This window comes from Enterobacter cloacae complex sp. (genome assembly GCF_900322725.1).
Lineage (GTDB): Bacteria > Pseudomonadota > Gammaproteobacteria > Enterobacterales > Enterobacteriaceae > Enterobacter > Enterobacter quasihormaechei.
On the sequence record NZ_LT991957.1, the window covers coordinates 2,711,894 to 2,728,075 of the forward strand.

Annotated in this window: 14 protein-coding genes; 8 read left to right on the forward strand and 6 right to left on the reverse strand. The window is 55.1% G+C overall.

The features are described 5' to 3' along the window. The first annotated feature begins 7 nt into the window (after positions 1-7). The 7 genes from motA (at position 8) to DBR02_RS13530 (ending at position 6,848) form a co-directional block, all read left to right on the forward strand. Positions 8-871 carry a flagellar motor stator protein MotA gene (gene motA, locus DBR02_RS13500; RefSeq protein ID WP_063450798.1) on the forward strand — a complete coding sequence of 288 codons (864 nt, stop codon included), beginning with the start codon at positions 8-10 and terminating at the stop codon, positions 869-871. Then, positions 871-1,839: a putative lateral flagellar export/assembly protein LafU gene (gene lafU / locus DBR02_RS13505; RefSeq protein ID WP_107534607.1), complete on the forward strand. Its 969-nt coding sequence runs from the start codon at positions 871-873 to the stop codon at positions 1,837-1,839. The genes motA and lafU overlap by 1 nt, the downstream gene beginning before the upstream one ends. A 16-nt stretch (positions 1,840-1,855) precedes the next feature. Continuing rightward, positions 1,856-2,629, forward strand: a complete 774-nt coding sequence (locus DBR02_RS13510; RefSeq protein WP_254058668.1) for a C40 family peptidase — start codon at positions 1,856-1,858, stop codon at positions 2,627-2,629. A 46-nt stretch (positions 2,630-2,675) separates the two neighbouring features. Beyond that, positions 2,676-3,725 (forward strand): plasmid segregation protein ParM domain-containing protein, encoded by a 1,050-nt coding sequence (parM, locus tag DBR02_RS13515; RefSeq protein ID WP_369750617.1) that lies wholly within the window; start codon positions 2,676-2,678, stop codon positions 3,723-3,725. A gap of 70 nt (positions 3,726-3,795) precedes the next feature. Continuing rightward, positions 3,796-4,374, forward strand: coding sequence for a hypothetical protein (locus DBR02_RS13520; RefSeq protein WP_112792155.1), 579 nt, complete (start codon positions 3,796-3,798; stop codon positions 4,372-4,374). A gap of 112 nt (positions 4,375-4,486) precedes the next feature. Further along, positions 4,487-5,272: an EAL domain-containing protein gene (locus DBR02_RS13525; RefSeq protein WP_107534609.1), complete on the forward strand. Its 786-nt coding sequence runs from the start codon at positions 4,487-4,489 to the stop codon at positions 5,270-5,272. Positions 5,273-5,303: 31 nt separating this feature from the next. After that, on the forward strand, positions 5,304-6,848 hold the full coding sequence (locus DBR02_RS13530; protein ID WP_107534610.1) for an EAL domain-containing protein: 1,545 nt from the start codon (positions 5,304-5,306) through the stop codon (positions 6,846-6,848). A 73-nt stretch (positions 6,849-6,921) separates the two neighbouring features. On the opposite strand, the gene DBR02_RS13535 is transcribed toward DBR02_RS13530, so the two are convergent. The 6 genes from DBR02_RS13535 to DBR02_RS13560 form a co-directional block, all read right to left on the reverse strand. Continuing rightward, a complete protein-coding gene (locus tag DBR02_RS13535; protein WP_107534611.1) occupies positions 6,922-8,418 on the reverse strand; it encodes a sensor domain-containing diguanylate cyclase in 1,497 nt (498 codons plus the stop codon). Beyond that, positions 8,415-9,950: a GGDEF domain-containing protein gene (locus DBR02_RS13540; RefSeq protein ID WP_162301180.1), complete on the reverse strand. Its 1,536-nt coding sequence runs from the start codon at positions 9,948-9,950 to the stop codon at positions 8,415-8,417. The genes DBR02_RS13535 and DBR02_RS13540 overlap by 4 nt, the downstream gene beginning before the upstream one ends. A gap of 552 nt (positions 9,951-10,502) precedes the next feature. Further along, a complete protein-coding gene (locus DBR02_RS13545; RefSeq protein ID WP_107534613.1) occupies positions 10,503-11,324 on the reverse strand; it encodes an alpha/beta fold hydrolase in 822 nt (273 codons plus the stop codon). A gap of 30 nt (positions 11,325-11,354) precedes the next feature. Next, the gene (locus DBR02_RS13550) at positions 11,355-12,974 is read right to left on the reverse strand and encodes an MFS transporter (protein ID WP_063867319.1); all 1,620 of its coding nucleotides are present in this window, start codon (positions 12,972-12,974) and stop codon (positions 11,355-11,357) included. Next, a complete protein-coding gene (locus DBR02_RS13555) occupies positions 12,971-13,378 on the reverse strand; it encodes a DoxX family protein (RefSeq protein ID WP_063450788.1) in 408 nt (135 codons plus the stop codon). The genes DBR02_RS13550 and DBR02_RS13555 overlap by 4 nt, the downstream gene beginning before the upstream one ends. Continuing rightward, on the reverse strand, positions 13,378-15,249 hold the full coding sequence (locus DBR02_RS13560; RefSeq protein WP_107534614.1) for an amidohydrolase: 1,872 nt from the start codon (positions 15,247-15,249) through the stop codon (positions 13,378-13,380). Before DBR02_RS13560 ends, DBR02_RS13555 begins: the two co-directional genes overlap by 1 nt. A 220-nt stretch (positions 15,250-15,469) precedes the next feature. On the opposite strand from DBR02_RS13560, the gene DBR02_RS13565 reads away from it, so the two are divergent. Next, positions 15,470-16,156: a hydrolase gene (locus DBR02_RS13565; RefSeq protein WP_107534615.1), complete on the forward strand. Its 687-nt coding sequence runs from the start codon at positions 15,470-15,472 to the stop codon at positions 16,154-16,156. The last annotated feature ends 26 nt before the right edge of the window (positions 16,157-16,182 follow it).

Consider the following 16,182-nt stretch of genomic DNA (forward strand, 5'->3'; position numbering starts at 1 on the left):
AAGGTGTATGCAGAAACTCTTAGGTATTTTAATCATTATGGCCTGCGTTGTTGGCGGTTTTCTTATGTCTGGCGGCAAACTCACGGCGTTCTGGCAACCGGGTGAAATCATTATCATTCTTGGCGCGGGGCTGGGGGCGATGGTGCTGGCGAACCCGCCTGCGGTGATGGGGGAAATGTATCGCCAGTTCCGCGGCATCATGCGTAAGAATGAATATACCAATGAGTACCAGCGCCAGCTGCTCATGCTCTTATATGAACTGCTGGAGCTGGTGCAGGATGGTGGCCTGAAGGTACTGGACGAACATATTGAGTCGCCCGAGAACAGCCCGCTGTTTCAGAAGTACCCGCTCATGCTTCACGACAACGCGCTGGTGACGTTCATCTCTGACAACTTCCGCCTGATGGCGATGGGCAAGATCAACGAGCACGAGCTGGAAGGCATCCTTGAGCAAGAGTTGGTCGCGATGGAGGAAAACTTGCTTCAGCCGTCCCGGTCGCTACAGCGTACGGCAGAAGCGATGCCCGGCTTCGGCATCTGTGCCGCGGTGCTTGGCATTATCATCACCATGCAGTCTATCGACGGCTCCATTGCGGTCATCGGCGTGAAGGTTGCCGCCGCGCTGGTCGGCACCTTCCTGGGCGTGTTTTTCTGCTACTGCCTGATGGATCCTGTCGCAAACGCCATGGAGCAGCGCACCAAAAAGCAGATTGCGGTGCTGGAGTGCGTCCGCACCGTGCTGGTCAACCATGTTGCCGGTAAACCGACGCTGCTGGCGGTGGATGCGGGCCGCAAAATGCTACCGATGGACACCAAACCCACCTTTGCCACACTTGACGGCTGGGTAAACCAGATGACTGGTGATGCTTGATGCGCGGTCGTAATAAAGAACATACCACCATCATCAAACGCTCGTCGCGCAAAAGCCATGATGCTTTTCATGGCGGGGCGTGGAAGGTGGCCTTTGCCGATTTTACCCTGGCGATGATGGCGCTATTCATGGTGCTTTGGATTATGGGGGCGGTAACAGAAGAAGAACGTAAAGAGATCGTCTCGCGGCTGAACGGCGAGTCGATATTTGAAGGCAGCTCCATCATTCAGATTTCCCAGGAAGAGTTCAACAGAGGCAGCCAGATCCCCCTCGTTCACCAGCATAACGGCAGCAGCGATGAGGATGAGGATGAGGATGACGAGGATAAGGATGAGGGCGCGGCCGCGGCCGTCGCGGAGGAACGCAAGGAACTCGAGGCGCTGGCGAAAAATGCGGATACGCTTGAAGACGTCAGCGTGCGCTCTCAAAACGAAATTGAGGAGTTGGCGCGCGTTATCATGAAGATCACCTCCGCCTATAACGCGCAGGCGAACCTCAAGATGGAAGTGGTGCCTCAGGGGTTACGTATCCTGATAACCGACGATCGTAAACGCGAAATGTTCCAGCGCAGCAGCGCCATTCTGACGCCTTTTTTCAAACGTCTGCTGACCGAGTTTGCGCCTGAGCTTAACAAAATTGAAAACAAGATTGTGATCACAGGCCATACCGATGCAACCCGTTTTCGCGATCAGGAGCTGTACAACAACTGGGCGCTCTCTGGCGAACGTGCGATGCAGGCCCGTGCCGTGCTGACGCGCGGCGGCCTTGATCCGGAAAAAGTATTGCAGGTAAGCGGCATGGCTGACCAGGTGCTGCTGGACCCGGACAACCCCCTGAGTTCCGAGAACCGACGAATTGAGATCATGGTGCTGACCCATTCGGCCAGCGATTCGCTGTATCAGTTCTTCGGACACCAGGGCGAGAAAGTCATTAAGCCATTGGCAGATAAGCTTAACCATCGTCAGTAACGTCCAGACTATCGCTGTGAAACGTTTTCCTCGCTTCCTCACTTTCGTACCTGAACGGACTGATTACGTCCGTCTGGTGCGCTTTTTCTTCCTGATGGTCACGCTGGTCGGTTCGATAACCCCGGTTGAGGCGCAGCCGCTGACGTTATCCGCATCACCAGTTTCCGCCGAGGCTCAGAAGCGTAAGGCAAACCGTGACCGGCTTTTTGCGGAAGCGAAAAAGCGCGAAAACCGGCTGCCGCCCACGCCCGGACAGATAGCCCGCGAGCGTGAGAGGAAACGGGCGGAGCGGGCGAGCAACCGAAAGACGTTGGCTATGCACGTACGCTGGTCGCCCGGTGCGCTCGGTAGCTCAGAAAAAATAATGAAAAAGGCGCGGGATCCGCGCCGCATGAGAGAGAGCCAGACGAAGTTACGCACCGTTATTCACCGTCTGGAAAGCCAGCTTGGAAAACCCTATCAGTGGGGCGGGGCAAGCCCGCACGAAGGTTTCGACTGTAGTGGCCTGGTATTTTACGCCTTCAACCATGTTCTGGAGCAAAAGCTGCCGCGTACGGCGAACAGCATGTACAAGGACAACCGCTTAAAGCCGGTGCGACAGCCGCACCTGAAGAAGGGCGATCTGGTCTTTTTCAATATCAACCAGCGGCCGGGAGCCGATCACGTTGGCGTTTATCTCGGCGAGGGGCAGTTTATCGAAGCCCCGCGAACCGGGCTCACTATCCGTATTAGTCAACTCACCGATGACTTCTGGCAAAAACGTTATTTAGGTGCACGACGCGTCCTGTAAGGCCGTGCAGAAAGCCTTCTTACATACCTGAAATGAGACTTTAATAATGACTGCAAAACGTATGAAATTCGCCATTGATGATGGCTCCACTAACGTCAAAATCAGCTGGATCCAGGACGGCATTCTGAAAACGGTGGTATCACCAAATTCCTTCCGCAAAGACTGGAAAAGCGCTGCGCTACTGCGTGGACAGTCGGTGTACAACTACACCATTGGAACGACGAAATATACGTACGACGCGACCTCCGACAAGGCGCTTTCGACCACGCACATCGACTATCAGTATGACGATCTCAACCTGTTGGCCGTTCACCACGCCCTGCTGCAAACGGGAATTGCCCCATGCGAGGTTGAAATCATCGTGACTTTGCCGATCACGCAGTACTACAACCCAGATGACTGCCAGCGCAACGAAAGCCGCATTGACGCAAAACGGCGCAATCTGATGCGGGATATCTCGCTGAATAAAGGCGAATTATTCCGCATCGTCGATGTTCAGGTGATGCCGGAAAGTTTACCTGCGGCGCTTTCTCACCTGCTTAACTCACGGGTCAATGAATTCACCAAATCACTGGTGATTGACTGCGGCGGCACCACGCTGGATATGGGCGTTATTGTTGGTGAGTTTGATGATGTTTCTGCGATCTACGGTAACAACGAAATTGGCGTGGCCATGGTGACTGACGCGACGCGTAAGCTGTTAGCCGCTGCCGATAGCGACTCCAGCTACCTTGTTGCTAACGAGCTCATCAAACGTCGCCATGATATGGATTTCGTGAAAAGCGTCATTAACGATGAATCTCGCATTACAGATATCCTGGAACGAATTGAAATCAAAATTCAGGAGCTGGGGGATCAGGTGGCTTACGAAGCGAAGAAGTTCTCCAAAAACCCGAATCGCGTTTATCTGGTTGGCGGGGGCGCACATCTGGTTGAAAAGGCCGTTCGTGAAACCTATGCCACGCTGGGGGATCGCGTGATCGCCATCGATAATCCTCAGAGCGCACTGTCGCGGGAAATTTGCCTCTATCATGCCGATTCGGAGGTAGAGGAGGTCGCCCTGCCGCATATGGCAGAGGTGGGTGACGATGAGTAACGGGCCAATTCGGCGGGTAAATTTTACCCTTCATTTGTCGCCTGAGCATTCGCGCGCGGACATGCGCGCAATGCTACAGCTTAAAAAATGGCACGAGGCCATTAAGCTTCAGGGAAGCAATTCTGAAGATACCCAGATGGAGATGCGTCGTTTCCACCGCAACGTTTACCTGGCCGGCCTTCAGTTGCAGCTCCTGAACCCGCTACTTTGCAGCCATATCGCGGAATCCCTTGGCCGCGAAGGGCTCACCCTGGATGCCCTGTTTCAGGAGCTTTCCAGCGCCGATCTGCTTCCTGCCCACGGGTCTGCTCCCGTGGAGACAGACCCGGCAAAAGCAAACGCGGATTTCAGCAAACAGCAGTTGCGTCAGCTGCGCGCGCTCATGTCCGACGCGCTGCAACGGCAACCGCCAGCCGCGCTGGATGAGGCGTCGCGTGAAGAGTTGACGCAGCTTCGCAGCGAGGTCGTTCACCTGAAAACACTGCTGGACCAGCAAACACGGCTGTTGCGGAAGCTAAGCTCGGGGGGCGCTGGCAGCGTCCAACCCGCTGAAAGCGTAAAAAACGGACAGACGGAAGAGATTGCGCTGAGCAGCCTGAACGCACCGGCGCAGAAGATGAAGGCCATTCGGCAAAAAGGCGTTTTCTGACCGGTTTGCGCCCGTACCCTCTTTTCGTACGCCCGCGATCGAATCTTACGGCATTTAAGTTCTTACCTTCTGCGGCCGCTTTGATTAAAAAATTTATTTCTGCGAGGTCGATATGGAAAAAAGTACCGATTACGTCGTGCGCTGTGTAGAAGATGCAAAATTTGATGTCGGCATTGATTTTGTTATTCAGCCCATTTTTGATTTATCTCGCTTTATTTGTATTGGTGGCGAAGTGCTGGTGCGTGGCACCCATCGTCGCAACGTTGTCCCGCCGGCTGAATTTATCCAGCTTCTGGAACAAAACGGCACTATCGTGGAGATGGGGTATTACGTTCTGGAAAAGGCCCTGTCGTTTATGGCCAAAAAGCACGGGGAGACGGACACCTCTTATCTTTATACTTTTAATATCTCATCCGTTCAGATCAATACGCCCGACTTTGGCCGTAAGACAATGAGCATTGTTGAAAAACAGGCGATTTCAGCACTTCAGCTCGTCTGTGAAATTACGCATGGCGAAGGGCCTCTATCGGATATTGCCAGACAGAATCTTGAAACGCTAAAGACAGGGGGCCTCCATATTGCCTGGGATGGAATAGGCACGCTGGATGCGCTTAATACACGTCTGGCAGAATGGAGCCCCGACTATATTAAGCTCGATCGCGCCTGCCTGGCACGGGGCAACGAGGCGTCCACTAAAGAGATTTTGCAGGTAATAAGCCAGCACGATACCGACGTTATTCTTGAAGGTGTCGAGAATTACACTCAGTTATCCAGCATGTTAAGGCTGGGCGTAAAATACGGGCAGGGGTATCTGTTCTCACGACCGCTGAGTAAAGAGCGTTTTATTAACGAATATATGCAAAAACAAAAAGAGCGTGTAACAGGCGCTTCACGTTAAACGGATCGTTTCCCCGGACAGACGGAACAACATGAACACAATTAACGCGGGCAAAGCCCAACGCAGAAGATATTTTCTTCTTGCGTTATTTTCTTTGTCGTCGATGGCTCTGGCGACCTTGTTAACTTTCTTCGTTGCGCAGCGCCAGCTTGAGGCGCAAATTATCCAGCAGACGGTACCGATTCAAAATGCTGTTGAAAGTTTACTCGCCGAAGCGCAGGACGTTGCCCGAAAGGCCGATCAGTGGATAAATAAGAAGTGCGATGCGCGGCTTCAGAACCAGCTCAATACGCTAACGGCCCACGAAATGCGAATGCTGGTGGTTAACCTGCTGAATAAAGACCGAATATATTGCTCCTCGCTTCTTGATAACATTGGTCATCGGGTGAACCTCAGCAGCTTTGGTACGGACGGCATCAAAATTGATAATACAATGGCTTCGGTGGGTATTCCCGTTTTGTCGTTATACCAGCGTTTGCCGGGAGGGGGAGTGATCGTCTCCGCCGATCTTCGTTATCTGTGGGGGATCATGGGAAATGCCAATCTCGATCGGCGATTCGTCTTACAGATTAACGATAATCTTCTGACCAAACAGGGCATTTTAAAAGGGCAAGAGGCGGAGAGGATCCTGTCGGACTATACCCGGCACGAGGCCTCCGATTTTTATACCCTCTCCTGGCGTTTACCTGACAGGCTCGAGGTCTGGCAGGAGATCGGCCAGTCCTGGATATATCTCTTTCTGATTATTGCTCCGTCTTTCTTGCTTACGCTGTTGGCCTGGATGGTCATGTCACGCCGTCGTTCACTTGAACAGCATCTGGCTACCGCAATCATTAACGATCATATTAAACCGCACTATCAGCCTATTATTTCCGCCAGCGATAATCGCGTCATCGGCGCGGAGATCCTGGCGCGCTGGGAACACCATGACCTCGGGTTTGTCAGGCCAGATATTTTTATTCCCCTGGCGGAGAAAAATCATCTTATTGGCATGATGACCGAAAATTTGCTTAATCGGGTGCTGGCTGACTGTCGTCAGGCGGGAAATATCTGGCCGCAAGGCTTCATTTTTAATGTCAATATCAGCCATTCTCATCTGTCGCTTGACAGCTTTGGCGCATTTACCACCTGTTTTGCACAACGTTTTCGTGAGATGGGATTACGGCTGGTTTTTGAATTTACGGAAAATGAACGAATTGAGATGAATGACGATCTTTTGAATAAGATTAAGTTTATTCGTGAAAAGGGCGTATCGATTTCTCTGGACGACTTTGGCACCGGTTTTTCGAATCTGTCATGGATAAGCACGCTTAACCCGGACAGCATCAAGATAGACCGTATGTTTATCAATCAAATTTCACCCGCCGCTTCAACGCCGTTAATCAACTGCGTGATTGCCATGGCGAAGCAAATGGGCATTAAAACGGTGGCCGAAGGGGTGGAATACGATTATCAGGTTAGCTGGCTGCTGGAGAACAATATCGACTTTTTCCAGGGGTATTATTATTCAAAGCCGCTTCCCTTCAGTGCCTTCGTGGAGTATTGCTGCGATCGTGACGCGGCCTCTCCTGCCTGAATGAGGCGAGGAAAATACGCGTAAAAAAATGCCCGCGTGAAACCACGCGGGCATTTTTATTCTCTCGGACAGGTTACCAGGTAAGGTTCGGTTCCAACCCGGCCTCGCAGATGATTCTGTTTTTACCGCTACGCTTTGCCTGGTAAAGCAGCGCATCTGCGGTAGCCAGCATCAGCTGAACATCTTCTTCCCTGCACTGGCAGAACCCGGCGCTGAATGTGACCTGCTCAGGGCCATTGTCCCATTTATAGTGCTCGACCGCTTTACGCAGTGTTTCCAGAGCATGCAGGGCGACGGCGGGCGCAACGTCCCGGAATACTACCGCCAGCTCCTCGCCGCCGTAGCGGAAGAGAAACATTCCCTGATGGTGAAACGCCAGCATTGCCATGGAGGCCATCCGCTTTAGCACCTCGTCGCCGATCGGGTGTCCCCAGATATCGTTTATCGCTTTGAAATTATCAATATCAATTATCGCCAGATAGAGATGTTTATCCTGGCTGCTTTCCTGTAGCAGCTTGTCAAACGCCCGCCTGTTGTACAGGCCGGTTAAACCGTCCTGGATCGATTCCTTCCTGAGTTTATTACGTCTCTCAGAGAGATGATTCAGGGCCGATGGCAGGCTGACATGCCTTGTGTCGTCGCCGTTTTGCACCAGCTGGCCGGTAAAATGTTTTTCAATACGATTGGCATTTGCACGCATGCGGATCCAGCACAGCTGGAGCATGAGCAGCGAGAATACCGCCGCGTACAGTACCGCGCTGCTTTCGTCGTTGATCATCCCATTGAGAATGCTTTTCGGAACTTCATAAACAATGTACCAGTTGGGATGCGTCAGGGAGACGTAGTAATAGGCTGCCTCAACGTTTTCATAGGATCCCACTTCGCCGTTGAGATCGGTTTGGCTGGGCATGACCGCAGGCGGCGTGCCGGCAATAAACGTCCCGTCATGCGCCACCAGTGACAGTTTACCCCTGGAAGGGCCCACTGAAACTTTCAGCAGGTCCGTCAATACCTGAGGGTTTATTGAGAGGGATACGACTCCTTCCTGTTTAGTATTTTTATAAAAGATCGGTAAAGAGATACTAATCCACGGCTGATTATTAAAAATATCACGATAGGGGAGGGTAAATTCCGGCCGTAAACCGTAGGTTGCCCTGCGGATGAACCAGGGGCGCTCGCGTGGATCAAAGCTAACATCGAGCTTTCTGGAAAACGTTTGGGGCAGCAGAAGATAGTGTCCCTCCATGTCGCTCACGGTCAATGCGCCGATGTGTGGGAGCATCTGAAAGGTATTGAGCATTTTAGTCTCATTCTTCCCACTAATGATGGTCGCTAAGGATTCATTCGCACCGATGGTTTCCGCGATAAATTTTGTCTCTTCTTGATATCCGGTTAGCCGCTGGAGTACATAGTTGCGCATGTTGCTAATATAATCATCGTTCATCTGATGGTATGAATTAGCAATAATGACCCGTTGACTCAAATAAAAAAGGGCGAATAAGAATATTGAGCAGATGGCCAGACCTAAAAACAGGCGGTTAAGCGTTGCATAAATACTCAAGTTTTTCATTGATTATCGTCCTTCTTGCCGCCGTCACCGTTGATATTATTTTTCCCTGATTCCTTTGCCCGATAGAGCAGTTTATCCACCGCCGCGACAAAGGGAGCCAGCTTTTCTCCCTCCCATTGCTTTATCCCGGCGCTGAACGACACGGATGAGAGATTATCTCGCCATTTACGTGCGGCAAATGCATGCCTGAAGGTTTCCAGCGCGCGTTTAGCCTCTGCAAAAGGGAGCCCCTGGAAGAGGATTGCAAACTCTTCTCCGCCATAGCGATACACGCGTATGGCTTCGCTCTCGAGAGACTGGATCGCCATGGATGCGAAGACACGAAGCACATCATCCCCAATGAGATGACCATACGTATCGTTGATGAGCTTGAAGTTATCGATATCCACCATCGCCAGGGAAACAGGCAAATCAGGGCGCTTCAGTGCGTCATGGAGATCGCGGTCGAAGACGCGACGATTTAATAAGCCCGTCAGGCCATCCGTTTTCGCGCAGGTTTCCATCATCCCAAGCTCGTTGCTGCTCTTACGGATCTGTTCTTCAAGAAGATTATCCACGCTGCTGCTGTGGCCCTTGAGCTTGTTCAGGAGGTTGAAGTAGAAAATCTGTAGGATTTCGAGCGACCGCCACCAGCAAAACAGCAGAAACAGCAGCATCGTCAGAAGCGTGATCGCCGGCAAAACGCTTTCCCGGTAAAGCGTTTCCGCGAGGACTTTATCATCAACCGCCATGAGCACGGTCCAGTGCGGTTCGCGCATTTTGCTATAGTAGAAACGTTTTCCGTTGAGGGTTTGGCTTAGCACTCCGCTGTTCCCCTCCAGGGCCGTGAATGATTGCTGCGGCAACGTCTGCCAGCGTTTTTCGTCACCAATCACCAGGTTGCCGCGCTCGTCGAGAATATAGAGATCGGCCGGCATGGTATGGCGCATTTTTTCATAGAGAACGCCGAGCCTGAGCAGGTTGACGTCCATACCAATCACGGCGTAATAGCCGTTTTCGATAAAAAGCGCCCTGGACACGGAGAAAACGCGCTGGCCCGTTTGCAGATCGCGATATCCTCCCGAATATTTCACGCTGGAGAGATCGTCGGTGGGGCGTACAAACCACGGCCTCCCGCCTGGCTTCAGGCCGGTTTCCAGCTCTAACGACGGTACGGCTAAAAAGCGGCCCTTTGTATCCCCGATGTAGACTGACGAAACCGCAGGAATAAGCCCAAAGGCACCCATGAGATTTTCTCGCAGATGGATTTTCTCGTTAAAGAGACTATCAGGGCTCTTGCTTTTTTCGAGAAGCCTCGTCAGGTTATTAAATTTCCTCTCAACGTACCGAATAATATACTCAATCTCATTTTTCTTATCTTCGGTTATCTGTAGTGAAATATTGTCATAAACTCTTTCTTGATTCTTCCACTGAAGAACGTTTGCAATTATGCCGCCCAGCGCAGTCGTTAGGATTACAATAAAGAACGTAATGTGAATCTCTTTGCGGAAATTATTTTTCCGCCTCGGGAATATGTTTTTCACTTCAACCACACTAGTTAACATTAAAATTACAAGTAAAAAACAGGTAACTCTTTAAAATAGGATTTATAAAGTAAGTCGGCGATTTTATATGTCTTTAAGGCATTTTTAAAGCAAAAATGATCGCCAATTCCGATCGATTTTAAGGTATTGATAAGTCCTATCAATGATCCACAATCGATCGGCCTGCTCGATCTTAGCCGGAAGGAATAATTAAAGTTATTCAGTCAAACAGTAAATTTAAGTCTTTTATATTAAAGCACTTTGTAAAATTTACGGCGGGTTGAGGGAAACGGAATTATATTGCGCGCGGGGAGATAAAAAACGCTTTTATGACTCGGGGAGAGAATTAAAATCCAGACGTAGGTTTCGCTTCATGGCGTTGCAGAATATGCCATGCAGTCAATTGATTATTTGTAAATTCATCATTTCTTTTCCGGCAGGAAATTATTCTGTTCAATCGTTGCGAGCGTCGCTATTTCGGGGCGCGTATGTAGCTGGACAAAGTCTGAACAGAAACACAACGCGCCCACGAGCGTTAACGCGGTGGGAAGCGGTAACCGCTTACAGCGACTTCACAAACGCCAGCAGATCTTCGTTGAGCTGGTCCTGGTGGGTCAGCGCGAAGCCGTGCGGGGCGTTGTCGTACACCTTCAGCGTGGCGTTGTTGATCATCTCCGCCGCCAGCTTGCCGGTGCTTTCAAACGGCACGATCTGGTCGTTGCTGCCGTGGATCACCAGCGTCGGCACGTCGATTTTCGCCATATCCGGGCGGAAGTCGGTCTCGGCGAAGGCGGTCACGCAGTCGATGGTGCCCTTCAGCGACGCCAGCAGGGCGATGTTCAGCGTCTGCGTCAGGGCACCCGCGGAAACGGTCTGCCCGGCGTTGGTGCCGTAGAACGGCGTGGCGAAATCGCTGATGAACTGGGCGCGGTCTTTGCGCAGTCCGTCGCGAATACCGTCGAACACGCTCTGATCCACGCCTTCCGGGTAGCTATCGGATTTGCCGAAAATCGGCGTTACCGCGCCCAGCAGCGCAAGCCCGGCTACGCGTTCGCTGCCGTAGTTGTTAATGTAGCGCGTCACGTCGCCGCCGCCCATGGAGAAGCCCACCAGCGTCACGTCGCGCAGGTCCAGGGTGGTAATCAGGTCGTTGATGTCGGACGCAAAGGTATCGTAGTCGTAGCCGGTCCACGGCTGATCCGAGCGGCCAAAGCCGCGACGGTCAAAGGCGATGGCGCGGAAGCCGCGCTCCGCCAGGTAGTTCAGCTGGCTGTCCCACATATCGCCGTCCAGCGGCCAGCCGTGGCTGAAGAGGATCGGTTTGCCCGCGCCGCAGTCTTTGTAGTAAATCTGCGTGCCGTCTTTTGCCTTAAACAGTGCCATAGTGTGTTCCTGTGCAGGTGATTGTTATGGTTATACCGGCGCGACCAGATAGCGAATTGCCGGTGATGTTGTGCCCTGATGAAAAGCCAGAACGCGGCTTTGCAACAGGAGGTCATTCATGGTGTGGCGTTCCTGCTGGCGCAAATGCTCGATCCAGGAACCCATCAGGAAAGTCTCGATAAACAGCCCCGGACGTTCGATATCCTCGTACACCGCCCAGCTCATCGCCCCGGCGCGGCGGCGCACCCGGCGTAGCTCGTGCACGGCCTGCAAAAACGCTTTCGCGTTCTGTGGGTCGATGATGTACTCGTGCGACACCAGCACCGGGCCGCGCTCGTTCGGGAGTTCAATCTCCACGCCGTCCAGCGGCTGGCCGCTCAAGTCGAGATTTAAATCCGGATCTTTCTCCAGCTTCCAGCGGAACACCGTTGCGCTCGCCAGCACCATCCCCAGCGTGGCGACCACCAGCGAGGTCGGGGTGCCAAACTGCGAGGCGAGCTGGCCCCAGACGGCGCTGCCTGCGGTCATCGAGCCGAAGAACACCGTCAGATAAACCGCCAGCGCCCGGGCTTTTACCCAGCGGGCGGCGCTGCGCTGCGCGCCGAGGTTGAGGGTGGAAAGCACCGCAATCCACGCGAAGCCGGTAAAGAACTCAAACAGGTTCAGCAGCCAGAAGTGGCGCACGAACGCCAGCGCCAGCATGGTGATCGCAAACGTCAGGCTGGCGGCCACCATCAGGCGGTCGGCGTTCAGCCGCTGGCGCAGGCGCGGCAGCAGGATGGCTCCGGCAATCGCCCCCAGGCCGATACACGCCAGCATCACGCCGTACCCCGCCGGGCCTAAGCCCAGCTCGCGGCGCGCCACCAGCGGCAGTAACGCCCAGCCCGCGCTGCCGAAGACAAAAAAGGCCACGGTCCGCACCAGCACGTTACGCAGCACCGGGGCGGCGTGCACGTAGCGGATGCCGGACCGCACCGCAGAGAAGAAGTGCTCCGGTGGCAGGCGCTGCACGGACGGCGCCGGACGCCAGCGCCACAGTACCCACGCCACGCCCATTACGGAGAGCGCGTTCAGGGCAAATACCATCCACGGCCCGGCCAGCGACAGCAGAAAACCGCCCAGCGCGGGGCCAATCGCCCGGCTGATGTTGACCCCGAGCGAGTTAAGCGCCACGGCGGAACCCAGCTCGGGCTTGCTCACCAGATCAGGCACAATCGCCTGGAACGGCGGCGAGCTCATGGCCGCGCCCACGCTCAGCAGAAACGTTGCCGCCAGCAGAACGGTGGGGGTGACGTGTCCGGTAAAAGAGAGCACCGTCAGCCCGGCGGCGGCGATGAACACCCACAGCTGGGAGAAGAGCAGGTATTTACGCCGGTCGACGATGTCCGCCATCACCCCGGACGGCAGGGCGAAGAGGAACATCGGCAGGCTGCTGGCCGCCTGCACCAGCGCGATATCCAGCGGATCGGCGCTGAGCGTCAGCATGCTCCAGTTGATGCCGACGTCACTCATCCATGAGCCGACGTTAGAGACCACCGTGGCGATCCACAGCATGCGGAACACCGGCTGGCTCAGCGGCTGCCATGGCGAAGCCGCCGGTGCGGGCGTCGTCTCGACGTGTGCGTCGCGAACGTCGTTAACCTGGGTCATGCGAACCTCTCCGTCGCCTTACGCTGCAACCGCCACTGGCCTGGCCCGGTGAGGGCGAGGGTGGTGAAGATAATCAGCAGCAGCCAGCCAAACTGCCCCTCGGCAATCGACCAGCCCGGGTGGACCACCAGCATCGCCACCAGCAGCACGGCGATAATCGGCAGGCACGCCAGGCGGGTATAGACGCCTGCAATGATAAACAGCGGACAGATGACCTCGGCGACGATCGCCGGGATCAGGCTGGCATACGGCCCGAAGCCAAACGGATCTTCGATGCGCGTCAGCTCTTCGCTAAAGTGGAGCACCTTCGGCAGGCCGTGCACGTAAAGCAACAGCAGGCTGCCGGTCAGGCGCAGGAAAAACAGCCCCGGATCGATCCGGGGCGAAGCGTCATAATGTTTCATCAGAATGCAAAGCAGCTGCAACCCAGCGCCCCCCAGAAAGCGTTATCGTCGGATACCGGCATCTCTGATGTGCGGGCAAAATCATGCTGGTGGCTGTGAACCCCGCACGGGCCGCTACAGTGGTGAGCCACACTCATACCCACGCGTGCGGCCTGCGGCGGCGCGCTGCGGTAGTGGCCGGGCACTTTCACCACCGGGGACCACTCGGGCAGGACCGGAATGGCCGGCGGCGCGAGCGGGCCAAAGGTGCCAGCGGCATAGACGATATCGCCGTTCACCACGGTGAGGACGGACTCAATGCCCTTGATCTCCTCTTCCGGCACGCGGAAGTAGTCTTTGCTGAGCACCGCCAGATCCGCGAGCTGGCCTGCTTTTATCTGCCCCTTCTGATTCTGCTCGCTGGAGAACCACGCGCTGCCCTGGGTCCAGAGCATCAGGGCGGTATCGCGGTCCAGACGGGCGCTGTGATCGTACATCTGCATCCCGCCAACGGTACGACCGGAGACCAGCCAGTAGAGCGCGGTCCACGGGTTGTAGCTCGCCACGCGGGTGGCGTCGGTGCCTAAGCCCACCGGCACGCCGGTCTCAAGCATTTTGGCCACCGGCGGCGTGTGGCGGGTGGCTTCAATGCCATAGCGCTCGGCAAAGTACTCGCCCTGGAAGGCCATGCGGTGCTGCACGGCAATGCCGCCGCCCAGTTCTTTGATGCGGTCGATATTGGCCTGCGATACGGTTTCGGCGTGGTCGAAGAACCAGTGCAGCCCGTTGAACGGAATGTCGCGGTTCACTTTCTCGAACACGTCCAGCATGCGGCTGATGGATTCGTTGTAGGTGGCGTGCAGGCGGAACGGCCAGCGGTGCTCCACCAGATGGCGCACCACGCGCTCCAGCTCGTCCTCCATGCCCGGCGCGAGATCCGGGCGTGGCTCGAGGAAATCTTCAAAGTCGGCGGCGGAGAAGACCAGCATCTCGCCCGCGCCGTTGTGGCGGAAGAAGTCGCTGCCCTGGCCCGGCGTGAGCATGTCGGTCCATTTTTCAAAGTCTTCCAGCTCGTGGCCCGGACGCTGGGTAAACAGGTTATAGGCGATGCGGATGGTCATCTGCTTTTTCTCGTGCAGCTCGGCAATCACCTCGTAATCTTCCGGGTAGTTCTGGAAGCCGCCGCCCGCGTCGATGGCGCTGGTCAGCCCCAGGCGGTTCAGCTCGCGCATAAACTGGCGCGTGGAGTTGACCTGCTGCTCCAGCGGCAGCTTCGGCCCTTTGGCGAGGGTTGAATAGAGGATCATGGCGTTCGGGCGGGCGATCAGCATCCCGGTCGGGTTGCCGTTGGCGTCGCGCTGGATCTCGCCGCCCGGCGGGTTTGGCGTATCCCTGGTATAGCCAACCACCTTCAGCGCGGCGCGGTTGAGCAGGGCGCGGTCGTACAGGTGCAGAATGAAGACCGGGGTATCCGGCGCGGCGTCGTTAATCTCATCCAGCGTCGGCATGCGGCGCTCGGCAAACTGGAACTCGCTCCAGCCGCCCACCACGCGTACCCACTGCGGCGACGGTGTGCGCAGGGCCTGCTCTTTCAGCATGCGCAGGGCATCAGCCAGCGACGGCACGCCTTCCCAGCGCAGCTCGAGGTTGTAGTTCAGCCCGCCGCGGATCAGGTGCAGGTGCGAATCGTTCAGGCCGGGGATGGCGGTGTGGCCTTTCAAATCAACCACCTTAGTGCCGTCGCAGTGGTGTTGCATCACCTCGGCGACGGTACCCACTTCCAGAAATTTCCCGTCGCGCACGGCAACGGCTTCCGCGAGGGGATTCTCGCGATCGACGGTGTGAAACTGGCCGTTAACCAGAATGAGATCGGCTTTACCGAGGGTAACCATAATAGCTCCAGACTAAGAGGGGAATGGTCAGGATTATGGGAACCGGTTTCGGGAAAGATCCAGTTATACAATAGGATAGGTATACCAAAGTATAACTATACCTAAGGTTAACTATACGAAGAGATAATTACGCCCCGGCGGCGTGGGTCATAGGATGAATGCGATTTTATCGGCGTGCTTTTCGCGACGATTTTAACCTTTAACCTCACTGGATAATCTTATGACCACTTCAAAGCTCGAAGTCTTAACCCCTGCCAACTGTCAGATCATCTTCATCGACCACCAGCCGCAGATGGCGTTTGGCGTGCAGTCTATTGACCGCCAGGTGCTGAAAAACAACACCGTGGCGCTGGCGAAAGCGGCAAAAGTGTTCAATATCCCGACCATCATCACCACCGTTGAAACCGAAAGCTTCTCCGGCAACACCTATCCGGAGCTGCTGGACGTGTTCCCGGGCCAGGACATTCTGGAGCGTACCTCCATGAACTCCTGGGACGATCAGAAAGTGCGTGACGCGCTGAAGGCCAACGGCAAGAAGAAAGTGGTTGTCGCCGGTCTGTGGACCGAAGTGTGCAACAACAGCTTTGCCCTGTGCGCGATGCTGGAAGGCGACTACGAAATTTATATGGTGGCGGACGCGTCCGGCGGCACCTCCAAAGAGGCCCACGACTTCGCGATGCAGCGCATGATCCAGACGGGCGTGATCCCGGTGACCTGGCAGCAGGTCATGCTGGAGTGGCAGCGTGACTGGGCGCACAAAGAGACCTACACCGCGGTGATGGATATCGTGCGCGAGCACTCCGGCGCCTACGGCATGGGCGTGGACTACGCCTACACCATGGTGCACAAAGCGCCGTCTCGCCAGAAGAGCGAGCACCGCACCTTAGCGCCGGTCCCGGCACGCTAAGCCTCGTCGGCGGGCTGGTCCCTCAT

Coding starts and splice junctions, on each gene's coding strand:
- lafU (WP_107534607.1), top strand. CDS start 871: ATGCGCGGTCGTAATAAAGAACATACCACCATCATCAAACGCTCGTCG.
- DBR02_RS13535 (WP_107534611.1), bottom strand. CDS start 8,418: ATGAAAAACTTGAGTATTTATGCAACGCTTAACCGCCTGTTTTTAGGT.
- motA (WP_063450798.1), top strand. CDS start 8: ATGCAGAAACTCTTAGGTATTTTAATCATTATGGCCTGCGTTGTTGGC.
- DBR02_RS13545 (WP_107534613.1), bottom strand. CDS start 11,324: ATGGCACTGTTTAAGGCAAAAGACGGCACGCAGATTTACTACAAAGAC.
- DBR02_RS13530 (WP_107534610.1), top strand. CDS start 5,304: ATGAACACAATTAACGCGGGCAAAGCCCAACGCAGAAGATATTTTCTT.
- DBR02_RS13555 (WP_063450788.1), bottom strand. CDS start 13,378: ATGAAACATTATGACGCTTCGCCCCGGATCGATCCGGGGCTGTTTTTC.
- DBR02_RS13560 (WP_107534614.1), bottom strand. CDS start 15,249: ATGGTTACCCTCGGTAAAGCCGATCTCATTCTGGTTAACGGCCAGTTT.
- parM (WP_369750617.1), top strand. CDS start 2,676: ATGACTGCAAAACGTATGAAATTCGCCATTGATGATGGCTCCACTAAC.
- DBR02_RS13550 (WP_063867319.1), bottom strand. CDS start 12,974: ATGACCCAGGTTAACGACGTTCGCGACGCACACGTCGAGACGACGCCC.
- DBR02_RS13565 (WP_107534615.1), top strand. CDS start 15,470: ATGACCACTTCAAAGCTCGAAGTCTTAACCCCTGCCAACTGTCAGATC.
- DBR02_RS13525 (WP_107534609.1), top strand. CDS start 4,487: ATGGAAAAAAGTACCGATTACGTCGTGCGCTGTGTAGAAGATGCAAAA.
- DBR02_RS13520 (WP_112792155.1), top strand. CDS start 3,796: ATGCTACAGCTTAAAAAATGGCACGAGGCCATTAAGCTTCAGGGAAGC.